At 67.7% G+C, this 16,112-nt stretch carries 14 protein-coding genes; 7 read left to right on the top strand and 7 right to left on the bottom strand.

The annotated features are described in order from the left end of the window. Positions 1 to 4 precede the first annotated feature (4 nt). Positions 5 to 475, top strand: coding sequence for a pyridoxamine 5'-phosphate oxidase family protein (locus ACIO5E_RS01740; protein ID WP_400662322.1), 471 nt, complete (start codon positions 5 to 7; stop codon positions 473 to 475). A gap of 18 nt (positions 476 to 493) precedes the next feature. Here the strand turns inward: ACIO5E_RS01740 and ACIO5E_RS01745 are convergent, their stop codons facing one another. Next, positions 494 to 850 carry an arsenate reductase family protein gene (locus ACIO5E_RS01745; RefSeq protein ID WP_400662325.1) on the bottom strand — a complete coding sequence of 119 codons (357 nt, stop codon included), beginning with the start codon at positions 848 to 850 and terminating at the stop codon, positions 494 to 496. Positions 851 to 1,029: 179 nt separating this feature from the next. On the opposite strand from ACIO5E_RS01745, the gene ACIO5E_RS01750 reads away from it, so the two are divergent. Further along, positions 1,030 to 2,247 (top strand): cytochrome P450, encoded by a 1,218-nt coding sequence (locus ACIO5E_RS01750; protein ID WP_400662328.1) that lies wholly within the window; start codon positions 1,030 to 1,032, stop codon positions 2,245 to 2,247. Positions 2,248 to 2,513: 266 nt separating this feature from the next. Further along, entirely contained in the window at positions 2,514 to 3,551 is a 1,038-nt protein-coding gene (locus ACIO5E_RS01755; protein ID WP_400662331.1) for a PP2C family protein-serine/threonine phosphatase, read from the top strand. Positions 3,552 to 4,654: 1,103 nt separating this feature from the next. On the opposite strand, the gene ACIO5E_RS01760 is transcribed toward ACIO5E_RS01755, so the two are convergent. From ACIO5E_RS01760 to ACIO5E_RS01770, 3 genes are all read right to left on the bottom strand, one after another. After that, positions 4,655 to 5,401 carry a hypothetical protein gene (locus ACIO5E_RS01760; protein WP_400662334.1) on the bottom strand — a complete coding sequence of 249 codons (747 nt, stop codon included), beginning with the start codon at positions 5,399 to 5,401 and terminating at the stop codon, positions 4,655 to 4,657. Further along, on the bottom strand, positions 5,398 to 5,655 hold the full coding sequence (locus ACIO5E_RS01765; RefSeq protein WP_400662337.1) for a hypothetical protein: 258 nt from the start codon (positions 5,653 to 5,655) through the stop codon (positions 5,398 to 5,400). The genes ACIO5E_RS01760 and ACIO5E_RS01765 overlap by 4 nt, the downstream gene beginning before the upstream one ends. Positions 5,656 to 6,022: 367 nt before the next feature. Beyond that, positions 6,023 to 6,418, bottom strand: coding sequence for a hypothetical protein (locus ACIO5E_RS01770; RefSeq protein WP_400662340.1), 396 nt, complete (start codon positions 6,416 to 6,418; stop codon positions 6,023 to 6,025). Positions 6,419 to 6,818: 400 nt separating this feature from the next. Here ACIO5E_RS01770 and ACIO5E_RS01775 point away from each other — a divergent pair, with 400 nt between their 5' ends. From ACIO5E_RS01775 to ACIO5E_RS01785, 3 genes are all read left to right on the top strand, one after another. Next, positions 6,819 to 8,792 carry a restriction endonuclease gene (locus ACIO5E_RS01775; RefSeq protein WP_400662343.1) on the top strand — a complete coding sequence of 658 codons (1,974 nt, stop codon included), beginning with the start codon at positions 6,819 to 6,821 and terminating at the stop codon, positions 8,790 to 8,792. A 565-nt stretch (positions 8,793 to 9,357) separates the two neighbouring features. Continuing rightward, positions 9,358 to 9,573: a KTSC domain-containing protein gene (locus ACIO5E_RS01780; RefSeq protein WP_400662346.1), complete on the top strand. Its 216-nt coding sequence runs from the start codon at positions 9,358 to 9,360 to the stop codon at positions 9,571 to 9,573. 88 nt (positions 9,574 to 9,661) lie between these two features. After that, positions 9,662 to 11,452, top strand: coding sequence for an ATP-dependent nuclease (locus ACIO5E_RS01785; protein WP_400662349.1), 1,791 nt, complete (start codon positions 9,662 to 9,664; stop codon positions 11,450 to 11,452). A gap of 1,145 nt (positions 11,453 to 12,597) precedes the next feature. On the opposite strand, the gene glnA is transcribed toward ACIO5E_RS01785, so the two are convergent. Further along, complete coding sequence (glnA, locus tag ACIO5E_RS01790) at positions 12,598 to 14,010, bottom strand: type I glutamate--ammonia ligase (protein ID WP_400662352.1); 1,413 nt, start codon at positions 14,008 to 14,010, stop codon at positions 12,598 to 12,600. A gap of 264 nt (positions 14,011 to 14,274) precedes the next feature. Between glnA and ACIO5E_RS01795 the strand changes: the two genes are divergently transcribed. Then, positions 14,275 to 14,742 carry an RDD family protein gene (locus tag ACIO5E_RS01795; protein ID WP_280674653.1) on the top strand — a complete coding sequence of 156 codons (468 nt, stop codon included), beginning with the start codon at positions 14,275 to 14,277 and terminating at the stop codon, positions 14,740 to 14,742. Between the two features lie 150 nt (positions 14,743 to 14,892). Here the strand turns inward: ACIO5E_RS01795 and ACIO5E_RS01800 are convergent, their stop codons facing one another. Both ACIO5E_RS01800 and ACIO5E_RS01805 read right to left on the bottom strand, forming a co-directional pair. Beyond that, the gene (locus ACIO5E_RS01800; protein WP_400663391.1) at positions 14,893 to 15,591 is read right to left on the bottom strand and encodes a DUF4191 domain-containing protein; all 699 of its coding nucleotides are present in this window, start codon (positions 15,589 to 15,591) and stop codon (positions 14,893 to 14,895) included. Between the two features lie 218 nt (positions 15,592 to 15,809). Then, the gene (locus ACIO5E_RS01805) at positions 15,810 to 15,995 is read right to left on the bottom strand and encodes a hypothetical protein (RefSeq protein ID WP_400662356.1); all 186 of its coding nucleotides are present in this window, start codon (positions 15,993 to 15,995) and stop codon (positions 15,810 to 15,812) included. Positions 15,996 to 16,112: the final 117 nt, after the last annotated feature.

Raw genomic sequence — 16,112 nt, forward strand, 5'->3', positions numbered from 1 at the left:
CGCCATGGCTACCTGGCAGGATTTCGAGCAACAGGCACCCGATCTGGCGCCCCTCGTACGGGCCCGGTTCGAGGCCGACAAGCACCACGTCCTGGCGACGCTGCGCAAGGACGGTTCGCCCCGGGTGAGCGGGACGGAGGTCGACTTCATCGGAGCCGACCTGATGATCGGGTCGATGTACGGCTCGGTCAAGGCACGCGACCTCCAGCGGGACGGCCGCTTCGCGCTGCACGCCCACCCGGGGGACGAGACCATGGCCGGTGGGGACTCCAAGGTCTCCGGCCGCGCGGTCGAGATCACCGACGAGGCCGAACTGACCGCCTACGTGGCCGATCTTCCCGAGCCGCCGCCCACCCCCTTCCACGCCTTCCGGCTGGACCTGGAGCAGGTGGTGCACACCGCCGTGGAGGACGGCCGGCTGTGGATCTCCAACTGGCACCCGGGCCGGCCGGTGCAGCGGATCGAGCTGCACTGACCGCCCCCGGCGGCGTCCCTACGGCAGTACGGACTTGACGGCCTCAGGGGTCCGGGCCACGACGGCGTGGCCGTCGTCCGCGGTGATGATCGGCCGCTGGATCAGGATCGGGTGCTCCGCCATGGCCGCGATCCAGCGCGCCCGGTCCTCCGGCTCCCGGGACCACCGCTTCATCCCGAGGTCCTTGGCGACCGGCTCCTCGATGCGGGTGATGTCCCACGGCTCCAGGCCCAGTCGCTCCAGCACCTGTTCCAGCTCGGCGGCGGTCGGCGGATCCTCCAGGTAGCGCCGCACGGTGTACTTGGCCCCGACGGCCTCCAGCTCGCCGAGTGCCGACCGGCACTTGCCGCAGCGCGGGTTGATCCAGATTTCCATACGGCCACCCTACCGAGCCGCCTCGACGCCCGCGTGCGAACCCGGGCCGCACGGAGCCGCGGCCGGATGCGCGCCCGGGCCGGACGGGAACCCGGCCAGAACCCGGCCGGGCGGGAACTCCATTGCCCCCGTCGGTGGTTCACGAATCAGGAACGTGGGCTTCGGGAGGGGTGCACCGGATGGACGGTACGTCGATCATCGAGGAACTGCTGACCAGCGAGGGCAGGGCCGACCCGTACCCGCTGTACGCGCGGGCGCACGAGCTGGGCGCGGCGATGCCCGCCGGCCCGGACACCTTCCTGGTGGCCGGCCACGCCGCGGCCGACAAGGTGCTGCGCACCCCCGCCTTCGCCGTCGCGACCGCCGAGATGATGGCGGGCCTGGCCCCGGAGTTCGCCGAGCACTCGTCGATGGCGCTGTTCGGCCGCTCGATCCTGCAGCGCAACGCACCCGACCACCCCCGGGTCCGCTCGCTGATCGCCTCGGTGTTCACCGCCCGCCGGGTCGCCGCGCTGCGCCCGGCCGTGGAAGCGGCGGTCGCCCGGCTCCTGGACGGGATGGCCGAGCAGGGCGCCGACGGCTCGCCGGTGGACTTCATGGACGCCTTCGCCTTCCGGCTGCCGGTCGGGGTGATCTGCGAACTGCTCGGTGTCCCCGAACAGGACCGCTACCGCTTCCGCGACCTCGCCTCCGACCTCACCGTCGCCCTGGAGTTCATCGACGACCGCTCCGATCTCACCGAGGCCGACGCGGCCGCCGACGAGCTCGCCGGCTACTTCACCGAACTGGCCGCCGAGCGCCTCGCCCGCCCGCAGGACGACCTGGTCACCGACCTGGCCCGGATCGCCGTCGACGATCCGGAGCGGCTCCCCGCCCGGGAGCTGCTGGCCAACCTGGTGCTGTTGTTGGTGGCCGGTTTCGAGACCACCACCAACCTGCTCGGCAACGGCCTGGCCCTGCTCTTCCGCCACCCGGAGGCGGCCGCGGGCCTGCGCAGCGGGGCGATCACCCCGGCCGCGTTCACCGACGAGGTGCTGCGCTTCGACTCCCCGGTCCAGCTCACCTCGCGGGTCGCACTGACCGAGGGGCTCGCCGTCGAGGACCTGCCCGTTCCGGTCGGTAACGTGGTGCTCCTGCTGCTCGGCGCGGCCAACCACGACCCGGCCCGGTACGACCGCCCGCAGGTGTTCGACCCGACCCGCGGCGACAGCCAGCCGCTCAGCTTCGGCGGCGGCCCGCACTACTGCCTGGGCGCCCAGCTGGCCCGGCTGGAGGCCGAGGTCGCGATGCCCGCCCTGCTGGACCGCTTTCCCCGACTCGCCCCCGGCGGCGTGCCCAGCCGGCGGGATCGCCTGGTCCTGCGCGGTTTCGACACCCTGCCGGTGACCGTGCGCTGACCGCCCTCACCCCCGTCCCCGCCCTCGCTCCCGTCCCGCGGGCCAGGGCGTTCGTCACAGTCCGTCTACCAGGCCTGACGCCGCGCGTCCAGGCCCGGCCGGCCGGGAAAATCGGGACATTCGGCCGTTCGTGACCGGGCCGTTCGTAGGAGAGCATGGAGGGACGAACCGGTCATTCCGGACCGGTCGGCCAGGAGGTCCCCGCCGTGCCCGTAGCACCCCGCCCGCCGCACCGGGCGGCCGTGGAACCCAGGGTGCCGCGTTGGGTGCCCTGGTTGCCGGTGCTCCTGCTGCTGCTCGACCTAGTCGCCGAGGCGGTCGTCCCGGACGCGGTCGCGGCCGGCTTCCTGCTGACCGCACTGCCCGTCGTGGCGGCGTTCAGCTACGGCCCGGCGCTGACCGCCACCGCCACGGTCGGCTCCCTGGCGCTGCAACTCGTGCTGGCCCTGCGGGCGGGCCACATCAACGAGCAGCACCACGTCTGGGTCTACATCGCCACGCTGCTGTCCGGGGTGATGGGCACAGCCCTGTCCTGGCAGCGGACCCGGCAGAACCGCACCCTGCTGCACGCCCGTACGGTCGCCGAGACCCTGCAGCGCACGGTGCTGCGCCCGGTGCCCGAACGGGCGGGCGGCCTGCAGGTGGCCGGCCTCTACCGCCCCGCCCAGGCCGAGGTGCTGGTCGGCGGGGACCTGTACGAGGTGTGCGACACCCGCTTCGGCGTCCGGGTGCTGCTGGGCGACGTCCGCGGCAAGGGCCTCGGCGCGGTCCGGACGGTGGCCGACGTGCTCGGCGCCTTCCGGGCGACCGCGCACGACACCCCCGACCTGGTCGACCTCGCCGACCAGCTGGACCGCGCCGTGCTGCGCGACGCCGCCGACCGGGGCGACGACGAGCTGTTCGTCACCGCCGTCCTGCTGCAGTACCGGCCGGGCTCCGACTGCGTGGAGATCATCAACCGGGGCCACACCACCCCGCTCCTGCTCACCGGCCACACCATCACCCCGGTGTCCTGCGCGGACGAACTCCCCCTCGGCCTCGGCCACCTCGGGCCCGCCGAGGAACGCGGCAAGCCGACCGCGGTCGCCCTGCCCACGGGCCACACCGTCCTGCTCTACACCGACGGCGTGAGCGAGGCCCGCGACGCCACCGGCGCCTTCTACCCGCTCGACCGCCGCCTCGCGGCCCTCGGCACCACCTCGCCCGACCGGCTGGTCTCCTTCCTGGCCCAGGACGTCCACGAGTACGCCGGCCTGCTCGCCGACGACCTCGCCGTCCTGGCCCTCACCCCGGAACGCCCGTAGGCCGCCCCGGGGGCCGCTCGCCCGGGCGGAACGCGCCGGTGGCGTAGCCCCAGGTGTTGGGACCGGGGGCGACCGGGCTCCAGCCGGGCGAGCGGCCGGTGTCCACCGCAGCGCCCGGTGGCAGGGTGCCGAGCAGGCGGCCGGACCATCCAGCCGGACTTTCCTCGGCACAACGCTCGATGACACTGATTCACCCGATCGGCCGTCCCCACCCGCACCGGCCACCCCAAGCCCCGTCGCCGGCCACCACCACCAACCAAAGACCCCGCCGTCCCCACAAGGAGCACGACGGGGCCCACCGGCCGATCAAGGCCGATGACCGCGATTTAGAGGTCGTAGTTCTGATCGAGCATGCCTCTGACCTGCGGAAATATGAACCTCACGGGAGATCATTTCACAACCAGTGCACATGCGACGGCCTTGACGACGAGCTGTGGTGAGAAGCGCCGAGTAGTGATGAATGCGTCGTGGCGACTGTGCGCGGCCGTCGCTACGTAGGGTCGCTGGAATACGCGGCGAATGCTTGCGCGGACGGGGCTCGGCGTCCACAGCCAGGGCTGACGCATCTGGAACTGCACAGGCGGCAGGCTGATCGGTGCCGTGTGGGGGGATCTTCCCAAGTGGCAATCGCTGGCCATCACTGGCCTACCCTCTGAGGCGCACCTGCTTATGGTAAGAGTCGCGATAATCGATGCGGTGGAGAATTATCAGAGTCGCGCAGTGCAGGGAAATTCGCCAGGCCTCGACTGTCAGACTTTCGTGCGTGTAGAGGTGGTATGTGAGGATTTCAGGATGGACCAGCTGATTTCTGATGCGAGTGACGGCTGCAGGACCACCCGAGCAGCTCCTTTAGTGGCCATCTGCATCTGAAATCGTGTAGTGCCCCTTATGGAGGGAGTGGTGAATTCTTGCAGGGTGCGGGAGGCGAGTTCGGGGCAGCTGTCGTCGAGTCATCCCGATCCGATGGGTCTGGGCCCGGTTGGCGAAGAGGAGGACCATTGCTCCCAGGCAATCTCCCCGTTTGTGTTGTAGCCGGTGAGGAGAGCGGGTCGACCTTGCGGCTCCCGTCGGCTGCATTGGGCCAAAGTCAGGAACGAGGTCTTCTATGAGTAGGCTGCGAAAATAATTGATATCGCAATCCCAAGGAAAATTCCAATGCCAAGCCACCGCAATCTTCCTTCCCAGTCGGGGAGGACTATCGGGGGAGGTGGCGTTACTCTTGCCTCGACTCGTTTCGCAATCTCCGCAAGTGATAAAGTCACTTGCTTGAGCTCTGCTGTGTGGATGCTGCCGCCTTTTAGGTGATTCATTTGATCCGTTGCAGCGCCAAGGCTTTCAATGCTGCTTTCGAGTCGGACTGCGAGCTCGCCGAAGCTGCCATTATTGTGAGATCCGAGAATTCCCTCAAGGCGCCTTGCTAGATTATCAAGCGATTCGAAGTCAATCCTTGTAGAGAGCTGGGAAAGTTGATCCGCAGCGTGGGCTATCTGGCTTGCCACATCTTCGTTGATGCTGCGGCTTGCATGGGTGAGAAGGCCGGCGACGTCCTCATTTATCCGATGTGAGGCGTATGTGAGCCGGTCGGCTACGTCTTCATTGATGCTTCGGGCGGCCACGGAGAGCTGACTGGCAGTGTCGGGTGAGATTATTCCGTCGCGCAGGGCATTTTCGAGCATCTGGGAAAGCCTAGGTGCCGACTTTCCCAGTTTCGCGAGTGTGGCCTTGGTTTTCGGGTCGATCTCGTGGTGAATATTGATGTCGCCATGCTGGTCGCCGCCGATAAATGCACCGTTGCCGTAGTTATTTTGAATCGGCTGCGACTTTTGGGGCACTGGGGCGTCGGCGGTCACCTGTCGCCCCGAGTGCTGATATTGATTTCACCATAGTGGTTGTTGCCGATGAATACCCCAGAGCTGTAATTGTTTTGGGAGCCGATGGTAGTCGTCCTGTTTGGTGCTGCGGTCGCGAGTTCCTCGATATCGGCCCGGGCGTCGGTGTGGGCACTAAGAAAAGCTGCGAACAGCTCGGTCCAGTTGTCGGTGACAGCACGCTCAGTAATCTCGCGCCGGGTCAGCGCTTCCGCGTGCTCATTCAGCATCTGCAAGGCGGAGGCCTCCTCTTGGGGGTTGCTACTGCGACGGAAGATGGCTGAGATCCGTGTGCTCAGTGCGTCGACCTGGCCTTGGAGTAGGTAGGAGAGAACTCCACTGGCGGCTCCCGTACTCACTGCCATAACTGCTTCTCCGTACATGGGACGGTTCTCCTTTGAAGTAGCTGGACAGCCCTTGCGTGGGTTGCACAACCCGGCCTGGACCGTCTTGCGTGCCAGGTTCGTCGACAGTATCGGCCGTAGTGCGGTCCTGGCCGGGCAACGTTGAGCGCTGTCTGAAAGGCGTTGCTGGGGATGTCTGTGCACCGCGTCTACTGCGCGGACAGGTGCCTTCCTCGCTCACGGGGTACCTGGGCCAGGTCTACACGGGTGGGGAGGACGGCCGGAACGATGCCGCCGAGGGAGGGCGATGACGACGCCGTCGAGTGCGGCCCCGGTCGGGAAGCCGGCGGTGCAGGGCGCTGGCCGGATCGATCAGGAGCGGGACGAGCAGGGTGACAGCGGCGCAAGTCCCGGAGACGGTAAGCACCGCGGTGAGCAGGCCAAGGATGACGGGGCGAGCAGGACGGCGGCGAACCGAGCGGGTGGCGCCCGTGGCGCGACGGATGGTCAGCTCACGGGTCCGGTCGCGGACGGTGGCGAGGCCGATGTTGAGCAGGCCAAGCACGGCGGCCAGGAGCGTGGCCAGAGCGATGCCGAGGAGGGCCTTGTGGGCGGCAGGAAGGTCCTCGGCGAGTTGGGTCGACGGTGTGGGCACGCCGGACCTCTACCTCGCCCGGGTCCATGCTGTTCGCGTCGCTGCGCGGGAGGTTCCAGCCACTGCGCCAAGGGTTCACTGCGCGGTTGCCCGGCAGCAGTGGCGACAGGATGTGACGCATTTCGATCCTGATCAGCTGCTGTTCGTTCAGTTCAGTTCCCTTCATTGCGAGTTGGGTCTCGCCTGTCAGCGGTGGGCAGTAACGTGCGCGCGTGGCAGGAGTCTCTGCCGAATCACCCGACAGTGGTATGAACGGAATGGCCGCACCATAATGACTCCGGACCTCTCCAGCGTGACCAGCCAACCGGCCGCCGCGAGCGCGCTCGCTCTCGGGGCGCAGCGGAGCAGGTGGATGCAGCAGACGTCATCCGTACCGGACCTCCATTGCGGGAAGGACGAGATGTTCCCGCTCACCCTTGAGCTCGTTCGCAGGATCGGCGATGGTGAGGCCACGGATCTCGACGCGCGGCCGCAGCTGTCGAGTGTGGAGTCGTCGAGGTCCTGGCGGCGGTACTCGTACGCGCTGCGTCCGATGGGGTTGATCCAGAATCGAAAAGGATTCCTCCAACTGACTTCCGAGGGCTCCGCTCTGCTCTCGGACAAGTCGCGCTCACGTCTCGCCTCGTTGATGGCCGAGCGGATTCGGCTATTTGCCGAGGTGCTCGGGCTCCTCGTGCGCGAGCCGCTGACGGTCGAAGAGGCCAATGCCGAGTTGGTCGAGTCGTACAACCTCGGCTGGACGACTGTCAACAACACGCGCTTCCGGATGACCTGGCTCGAAGTCCTGGGGCTGACCGAATGGTTGGGAGAGCGGAAGCAGGGCGCGACCGCTGTAGGACGGTCGCTCTTCGCCACCTGGGAAGTCGTGACGCCTTCGGCCCTGGCCTTGCACGACTCGGGCGAAGCGGTCGACATTCCCGAAGCTCCGGAGGAGATCGCCGCGCTCCTCGCGCACCTAGCCGCGACCGACGGCGCCCAGGAGGTCAGGAATACCTACAACATCTGGGTTCCGAGCCCGAAGGAGGACCCCAATAAGATCGAGAACCTGCGGACGTGCATCGCGGCAGCAGAGGACCAGATGGAGAAGGAAGCACTGCTGGGCTTCATCGCGGACCGGTTCAGCCTGAAACGTAGCAGCGTCGACAGCATGCTGCCGTTCATGAGGGCCGCCGGGCTGCTTCTGGAGGTCCGCCGAGGGGTGTTCACGGCAACGCCGGCTGCCAAGGCGTGGCTGCGGTCGGGATCGGACATTGACTTCATCCGGATCCTTCACGCGAACATGAAGTTCGTCGGCGAGCTGATCCGTGCGGCGAAGGCCAATATTCCGAGGAATGACGTGTATCGGGAAGGCTTCACATACGGCTTGAACAAGGACAAGGTGCGGTGGCTCACGGCCTTCATGGTCGAATCGGGCCTGCTCATCGAGACGTCCTGGTCGTCGGTCCAGGCCACGGCGACCGGGCTGCGCCTCATCGAGACGCTCCCCCTCGCCGAACCGCACCTGCCGGAGGCCGCCGGGGAGCTGGAGCTGTCGTCGGACCTGGCACAAAGCACGTCGGGTGCGCCGGCCGAACCAGACAAGCTCTCGCTCATCGTGGAATCACTGACACGCAGCTCCGTCGACCCGGGCGCCGACGGCGCGGCACCCGGTGTGGCCTTCGAGGTGTACATCGAGAGCGCGTTCAGGCACATGGGTTTCCGCGCCCAGCGCATCAGCGGTTCCGGTGACACCGACATCCTCGTGCAGTGGTACGACGGCAACGGGTCGTTGCGGACGGCGATCGTGGAGGGAAAGTCGACGTCATCCGGTCGGGTCACGCACAACAACGTGAGCGACGTGGCAATCGACACACACAAGGAGAAGCGTTCAGCGGAGTACGTCGCTATCATCGGCCCCGCTTTCAGCGGCGACACGATCAAGAACATGGCCAAGCGGAAGCAGTGGGCGCTCATCACCGCCGACGAGTTGGGCCAGGTTGTTAGCTCCGCCGAGGCGCTCGGCTTGCGGCCAGCGGACGTTGGGATGCTATTCGAGGCGCCGGACGGGCTGTCCAGGCTCGCCGGGCTCATCGACACGCGGCAGCGCGAGCTCGACATCCTGTCCCTCGTCATCTCCCGACTCAAGACCGAGTCGGAGACGGAGGAGGCAGTTTCGGCACGCGACGTCTCGCTGATCGAGCGCAGGTCGCCGTTGGCGCCGAACATCGACGAACTGCTGGACACGTTCAGGCTGTTTGCCCGCCTTGACTTGGACATCGTGCGGAGCATTGAGGACCTGCAGGATCCGCGCTACGCGACCTACCGGATCGGTGACGCGCGATCGGCAGCGAAGCGCCTTCGCGCCATCGCGACTTCGATCGAGAGGGGCCTCTAGGTGCGCATCTGCCGGAGCTCGCCCCGCACCGCGGCTGAGGGCAGGGGATCTTGACGTGGACGTCGGCACCCTGTTCAGCGCCCGGTGTCAGTTGAGGACGCATGAGGACCGTGCTGTTTCGTCCAGGGCCTGTTCCGGATGTCGGTCAGTTCCATGCGGTGGCGGCGGCGGTGATGCCCTCGTCGGTGTCCTCGTAGGCCGGGCGGTCGAGAGAGGTCCGCCCAGGAGCTCGGCGGCGCGGAGCCGGACGCCCGGGGCCGGCTTGGCATACAGGACATCGTCGCGGCCAATGTGCCGGGGAGTCAGGAGTGAGGCGCCCATTCAGAAGTGTCCACTCGGTGGGGTAACGCCCACTGGATGACCAGCCGGGCCGGGGCGATGAGGAGGGCGACGTCAGGCCAGGCGGCGCCGGGCCAGGCCCTGGCAAACCCGTAGACTCCCACCCCGTCCGATGGTTGGCATGCGGCCCGACGCAACCTCCCTTTCCGGGCAGGCTCTTGGCGTACTGTTGATAGCATCAACGGCCAACCGGGCACCTTCCGGCGCATCAATCGCAGGAGGCACTGTGCTGCACCAGCCGGTCCAGTCCACCAATGTCCTGTCTGTCGGCTACGACGACTGCTCCAGTACCCTGCAGATCGCCTTCCGTAGCGGATCCCTTTACGAGTACACACGCGTGCCCGCGCAGGTGCACACCGCACTTCTGGCCGCCGCGAGCAAGGGCGGGTTCGTGGCCCGGCATATCAAGGGGCGCTACCCGACCCGCAAGCTTGCGGGCTGACCCGGTCCCTCTGAGTCCACCCGTTCCTGGCCAAGTCGAGGCGTGCGTGCAGATCTGTGATGTGTCGGTCGAGGGTTTCCGCTGCCTCGTGGAGATCAAGCAGGTGCCGGTCTTGCGGCAGACCGTACTGACTGGCCAGAACGAGGGCGGGAAGACGGCGCTGTTGGACGCCCTCGCGTTCTTGTTGGAGGGCACAGCACTCAGCGAGCGTGACCTGACCTACCTCGGCGAGGGCGAAGCCGAGGACGCCGACGCACAGGCGCGCGTGGCACAGGCGGTGGTCGAGGGCTCCTTCGCACTGCGTCCCCATGAGCAGGAAGACCTGGGCCTGCCCGAGCATGTGCGGATCCGGCGCCGCTACCGGCCGGAGGCGGGCTCGTTCCTGGAGGTGCGGCGCCGCGTGTGCGAGGAGGCGGGGCTGCAGGACCTCGCGTCACTCAAGCTCCCTGCCTTGAAGACGACCGCGAACTCCTACGGCGTACTCCCGGTCGGCCCAGCCACCGCGCGCGACAGCTGGGAACAGCCGCTGCGGCAGCTTGCCGACACCATGCCGCAGGTCGACGCGTGGGTAGCGGCGGACCCTTCCGTGGAGGCCGCGCTGCCGTCGCTCGTGTACTTCCGCGGCGATGCGGTCCAGGCGCCCGAGACGGTGATCCATACCTTGCTGGGGTCTCGCCTGCGGGAATACACCCGAGCCGATGACGCCGCCAAGCGGGTCGAGGAGCTTGAGGAGTACCTCGCGAACTCGCTGACCGCGGACATCGACCGCATTCGCGAGCACATCGCGGACCGGTGTGAACTGCCGTCGGTCGAGCTCGACCCGCAGGTGAAGGTCAAGCCCGCGCTGACTGGCGTGGAACTGACCGTTGTGGACGCGGGCGGACGTCGCATCCCTCTGTCCTCGGCCGGAACGGGCCGCTCCCGCCGCATCTCCCTGGCCCTCTGGGAGAGCAGCAACGAGCTGACCCAGAACGACGACGGCACCACGAGCGACGTCGTGTTCGTCTACGACGAGCCGGACACCCATCTGGACTACACCCGCCAGCGGCAGATCATGTCGCTCATCCAGGGGCAGTCGGCGCAGCCGAACGCCCGGGTGATCGTGGCCACCCACTCGCTCAACCTGATCGACGGGGTCGACATCTCCTCCGTGGTGCACCTGCGCACCCACCAGGGACAGGTCTGCGTGGAGGTCCTCGATGAAGGCGGCGCCGACGTGGACGTGCGCCGCCACCTGTCGACCATCGCGACGACGCTCGGGTTCCGCAACAGCGTCCTGCTGCACGAGCGGTTCTTCGTCGCCGTGGAGGGCGTATCGGAGACGTCCGCGTTTCCGATCCTCTTCCGCAAGCACGCTGGCGTACCTATCCAGTCCGCAGGCGTGTGCCTGATGGCCGGTGGCAGCAACGAGGGCGCGCTGCGCTTCGCGCAGTTCCTGGCCGACCACCGCCGGGACGTGGCATTCGTGGTCGACAAGGACAGCCGTACGAACCAGAAGCAGGTCTTCCGCGACGACAAGCTCAAGCAGTATGGCTTCACTCCTGACGAGCACTGCTTCTACCTGGGCGCGCCCAACGAACTGGAGGACCTGTTCCAGAACGCGGACTGGGCTGACACGGCCAACGCCCTGTGGCCGCGAACCGACGGCTCGGGGCCGTGGCAGCCCGGCGACGTAGCCGGGCTGCGGTCGGGCAAGAAGTTCAGCTCCGCGCTGCTGGTCATGTTCAAGACCGGTTCCCTGGAGGGGCCTCAGTCCAAGGAGGACTTGATGGTCGGGATCGCCGCACACCTGCCCAAGGAGCGCATTCCCGAGGACCTCACCAAGCTCTTCGATGATCTGGTCATCCGCGCCCGGAACGCGGGGCCGCATCTGTGGTGACTGCTGCGGACGCGGCCTGCCGGGCCGCCCGCCGCGCCTGCATGCGGCGAAGCCGCTGCTCGGGCGTCGGCTCCGCCCAAGTGTGCTGACCGACCGAGGCCACCCACTGAGTGCCGTGGTGGCCTTGGGCGTCGCCGCACCACCGACAGCCGTTCGGGTCGGGTGGTAGGACTCTGTTCGTGCGTATCACCCGTGCGCCGCCCATGAGACACCGTCCGTGTGTATTGGAGCACCTTCGCTGGGAGTAGTTACCCCGGAGCGTCATGTTCAAAGAGTCCCACGCGCCACCGACAAGCGGATTTATGCAGTCCGAATGGTCCCGCTACTGACCGCGCGCTACTTCAGTCCGATGCTGGCGACCTGGGCCCGCGGACTGGGCGGCCTGGGGCAGACGCTGGGCCGCATCCTCTATGCACCGCTCGCCGCCCGGGCGCGCACCGGCGTACTGATCGCCGCCAGCAGGGCCACTACCTTCGCCCTCGATGCGACGCCCGGCCCTGCCGCCCTGCTGATCACCCTGTCCATACTGGCCGGCGCCGTCGGGGGCAACCGGACCCTCCTCCAAGCCACCGCTGTGGGGTACCGCTTCCTACGGACGACTGAGCGCCCTCCTGGGAGCCCCGGCCGCTGTGGCCGCAGCCCTCGCCCCATGGGTAGGCGCAGTCCTGATCGACCCGCTCGGCAGTTGGCCTCAACTGTTTGTCCTGTCTGCTGTCGTCTCCGTGGCCGCCGCCGGGCTTGCTGCTGCCTGAGCCGGCTGATTCTCGACGGACATTGCTTGCCGACGTCCGGTGTACTCCCTGCCTTCTCGGATGTCCTCTTGATCGGCGGGAACTGGCGAGCGTGGGTGACGCCTTGCCTGCGGGAGAGGCAATGCTGGCAAAAGATCGAACCTGTTGAGTTGGCAGGCCACGAGCGGGGACTACTGAAAGTAGCGAGATGGCGTACTACCCAGTGCTGGCAAGGGCAACGAGGTGATCATCGCGAGTTCGATCTACGCGTGCTCATTTCACACTCATTTCACATCGCGAGTCCCAGGGGTGTTGAAGTCGACCCCTGGCCAGGTGTTTCCGCAGGTCAGAACCTTGCCTGACCTGCGGAAACGATGAGAGATCAAACTGCGTTCCCGCAGGTCAGAGGGGGTCCTACAGGTCGTAGTAGAGCTCGAACTCGTGCGGGTGGGGGCGGAGGGCGATCGGGGCGATCTCGTTGGTGCGCTTGAAGTCGATCCAGGTCTCGATCAGGTCCGGGGTGAAGACGTTGCCGGCGAGCAGGTACTCGTGGTCGGCCTCCAGGGAGTCGAGCACGGCCGGGAGGGAGGAGGGCACCTGCGGGACGTTGGCGTGCTCCTCGGGGGCCAGCTCGTAGAGGTCCTTGTCGACCGGCTCCAGCGGCTCGATCTTGTTGCGGATGCCGTCGAGGCCGGCCATCAGCATCGCCGAGAAGGCCAGGTACGGGTTGGAGGACGGGTCGGGCGCGCGGAACTCGATGCGCTTGGCCTTGGCGTTGGAGCCGGTGATCGGGATGCGGATCGCGGCCGAGCGGTTGCGCTGCGAGTACACCAGGTTGACCGGCGCCTCGAAGCCCGGCACCAGACGGTGGTAGGAGTTCACCGACGGGTTGGTGAAGGCCAGCAGCGAGGGGGCGTGCCGGAGCAGGCCGCCGATGTAGTAGCGGGCGGTGTCGGAGAGGCCGGCGTAGCCCTGCTCGTCGTAGAAGAGCGGGGAGCCCTCGGTCCACAGCGACTGGTGGACGTGCATGCCCGAGCCGTTGTCGCCGAAGATCGGCTTCGGCATGAAGGTGGCCGTCTTGCCGTTGCGCCAGGCGACGTTCTTGATGATGTACTTGAACAGCATCAGGTCGTCGGCGGCGTGCAGCAGCGTGTTGAACTTGTAGTTGATCTCGGCCTGGCCGGCCGTGCCGACCTCGTGGTGCTGGCGCTCGACCTCCAGGCCGGACTTGGCCAGCTCCAGCGACATCTCGGCGCGCAGGTCGGCGAAGTGGTCCACCGGCGGGGTGGGGAAGTAGCCGCCCTTGTACTTGACCTTGTAGCCGCGTACGTCACCCTCGGCGGCGCCGGTGTTCCAGGCGCCGGCCTCCGAGTCGATGTGGTAGAAGGACGCGTTGGCGCTGGTCTCGAAGCGGACCGAGTCGAAGACGTAGAACTCGGCCTCGGGCCCGAAGAACGCGGTGTCGGCGATGCCGGAGGAGGCGAGGTAGGCCTCGGCCTTCTTGGCGACGTTGCGCGGGTCGCGGCTGTAGGCCTCGCCCGTGACCGGGTCCTGGATGAAGAAGTTGATGTTGAGGTGCTTCTCGGTCCGGAACGGGTCGAGCCGGGCCGTGGCGAGGTCCGGGACCAGGGCCATGTCGGACTCGTGGATGGCCTGGAAGCCGCGGATCGACGAGCCGTCGAACATCAGGATCTCGGACGGGTCGAAGGTCGCCGCAGGTACGGAGAAGTGCTGCATGACGCCCGGCAGATCGCAGAAGCGGACATCGACGAACTTCACGTCGTTGTCCTGAATGTACTGCTTCACTTCGGCGGCGTTGTTGAACATACATCCTCCTCGGCGTGCGAATGGGGCTCACCCTAGGAACGGGCCGTTTCCGGCCGGTGACCCGGTCGTTTCGTAAATGTTAACCACGGCCGCCGATCGGGTGGCAAAGTCGTACCGTACGGGGGCAAAACGCACCACCGACCGGGTCGGGTGTGTACAAGTGGTCTGGACCACTTGGAAAGCTCCGGCAGCGCGATTCACTCGCCCGTGGCGTTCGGGGGAGCCGGTGGCGGTGCGGGCGGGCCGCCCGGTTAATGTGGATTCGTGGACACCAGAGAAGCGTTGGGATCGTGGATCGACGGCCCGAAGGCGGCCGCCGAGAAGATGGGAGCCGACTTCGGCTACCGCGGCGAGCGCCTCGGCCTGCCCAAGGAGGGCCCCGGTTCGATCGCGGGCCCCGGCCGTCGCATCGGCGCCCTGTTCGTGGACGGCTGGCTGGTCGCCCTGATCGCCTACGGGCTGATCGGCAAGGGCAGCCCGGCCGAGGCGAACCTGTGGACCAGCCCGCTCTACTTCGTGGTCGCGGCGGTGCTGCTCGCCACCACCGGCACGACCGTCGGCAAGCGGCTGTTCGGCCTGCGGGTGATCCGCCTGGACGGCGGCCGCGCGACCATCCCGCAGGTCCTGCTGCGCACCCTGCTGCTCTGCCTGGTGGTGCCGCCGCTGGTCTGGGACCGCGACGCCCGCGGCCTGCACGACAAGGCGGTCGGCACCGTCGAGGTCCGGATCTAGGCCCCGGCGCCGAGGTCCGGATCTAGGCCCCGGCGCCGAGGCCCGGATCTAGGCCCCGGCGTCCAACGGCCCCGCCGCACAACGATGAACGGCCCCGCCGCGGGATCTCCGCGGCGGGGCCGTTCACGTGTCGTCAGGGACGGGGGAGGGTCAGCGGACCTGGCCGCCCTTGGGCATCCGGGCACCCTTGGGCATCGGGCCCTTGGGGATCGGCGCCTTGGAGAGCAGGTCGCCCAGCGCGCGCAGACGGTCGTTGGTCTCGGTGACCTGGGCGGCGGTGATGGCGCGGGGCAGTCGCATCAGGTGGATCTGCAACTTCTTGAGCGGGATCTCGCCCTCGCCGTTGCCCACCACGATGTCGTGCACCGGCACGTCGCCGACCACCCGGGCCATCTTCTTCTTCTCGGAGGCCAGCAGCTGGCGCACCCGGTTCGGGTTGCCCTCACCGATCAGCGCGATGCCGGCCCGGCCAACCGCGCGGTAGACCGCGTCCTGGTTACGGGTGACCGCGACCGGGGTGGAGTTGGAGCTCCAGCCACGTCGGATGTTGTTCAGCACCGCCGCAACGGCGCCCGGCTGCCCCTCCATCTGTCCGAACGCCGCGCGCTCGGCCCGGCGCCCGAAGACGATCGCCATGGCCAGGAAGGCCACGATGAAGCCCAGGATGCCCAGGTAGATGGGGTGGTCGATTGCGAAGCCGATGGCGAGGAACACGCCGAAGGTCAGCAGGCCGACGCCGGCGATGATCAGGCCGATCTTGGTGTCGACCTTCTTGGTCATGGTGTACGCCAGGCGGATCTGCTTCAGTCGCCCGGGGTTCTCGGATGTTTCCCTCGCCATAACGCTCATGGTACGTGGCACGGGTACGGGATATCCAAGCCCGGGTACCCGTTCGCTCGATCCGTGACTCGAGTGCCCTGCGCCGTCGCACACAGCGACCGGCGGCCGCGGGCGGAGTGCCGCCCTTGCCGCCGTCCGGACGTCACCGCCGACATGGCCTCACCGCCGACTGGGCCTCACCGGCGCCCCGGCCTCACCGGCGCCCCGGCCTCACCGCCGTCCGGACGTCACCGTCGTGCGGACGTCCCCACCGGCCCGGGCGACGGCGCGTCGTGCCGGCGGTCCGCCGCGTACCGGCGGTTCTCGCAGACCGCCGCCCAGGCGTTGCGCCGGGCCTGCCGCTGGCCGCCCGCCAGCAGGACGCTCTCGGCGAACCGCAGCGCAACCCCGACCGACCGGATTCGCATCCGCATGCCGAACAGCTCCCCTCGTGGCTGAGAAGAATCGAACGCTCGCAATGAGTCCATCATCACCACCCCGTGTTACCAGCCGGTGACCAGCGAGTCAAAGCGTGGTGAAACCGAAAGGGC

Source organism: Kitasatospora sp. NPDC087314 (assembly GCF_044744365.1).
Taxonomy (GTDB): Bacteria; Actinomycetota; Actinomycetes; order Streptomycetales; family Streptomycetaceae; genus Kitasatospora.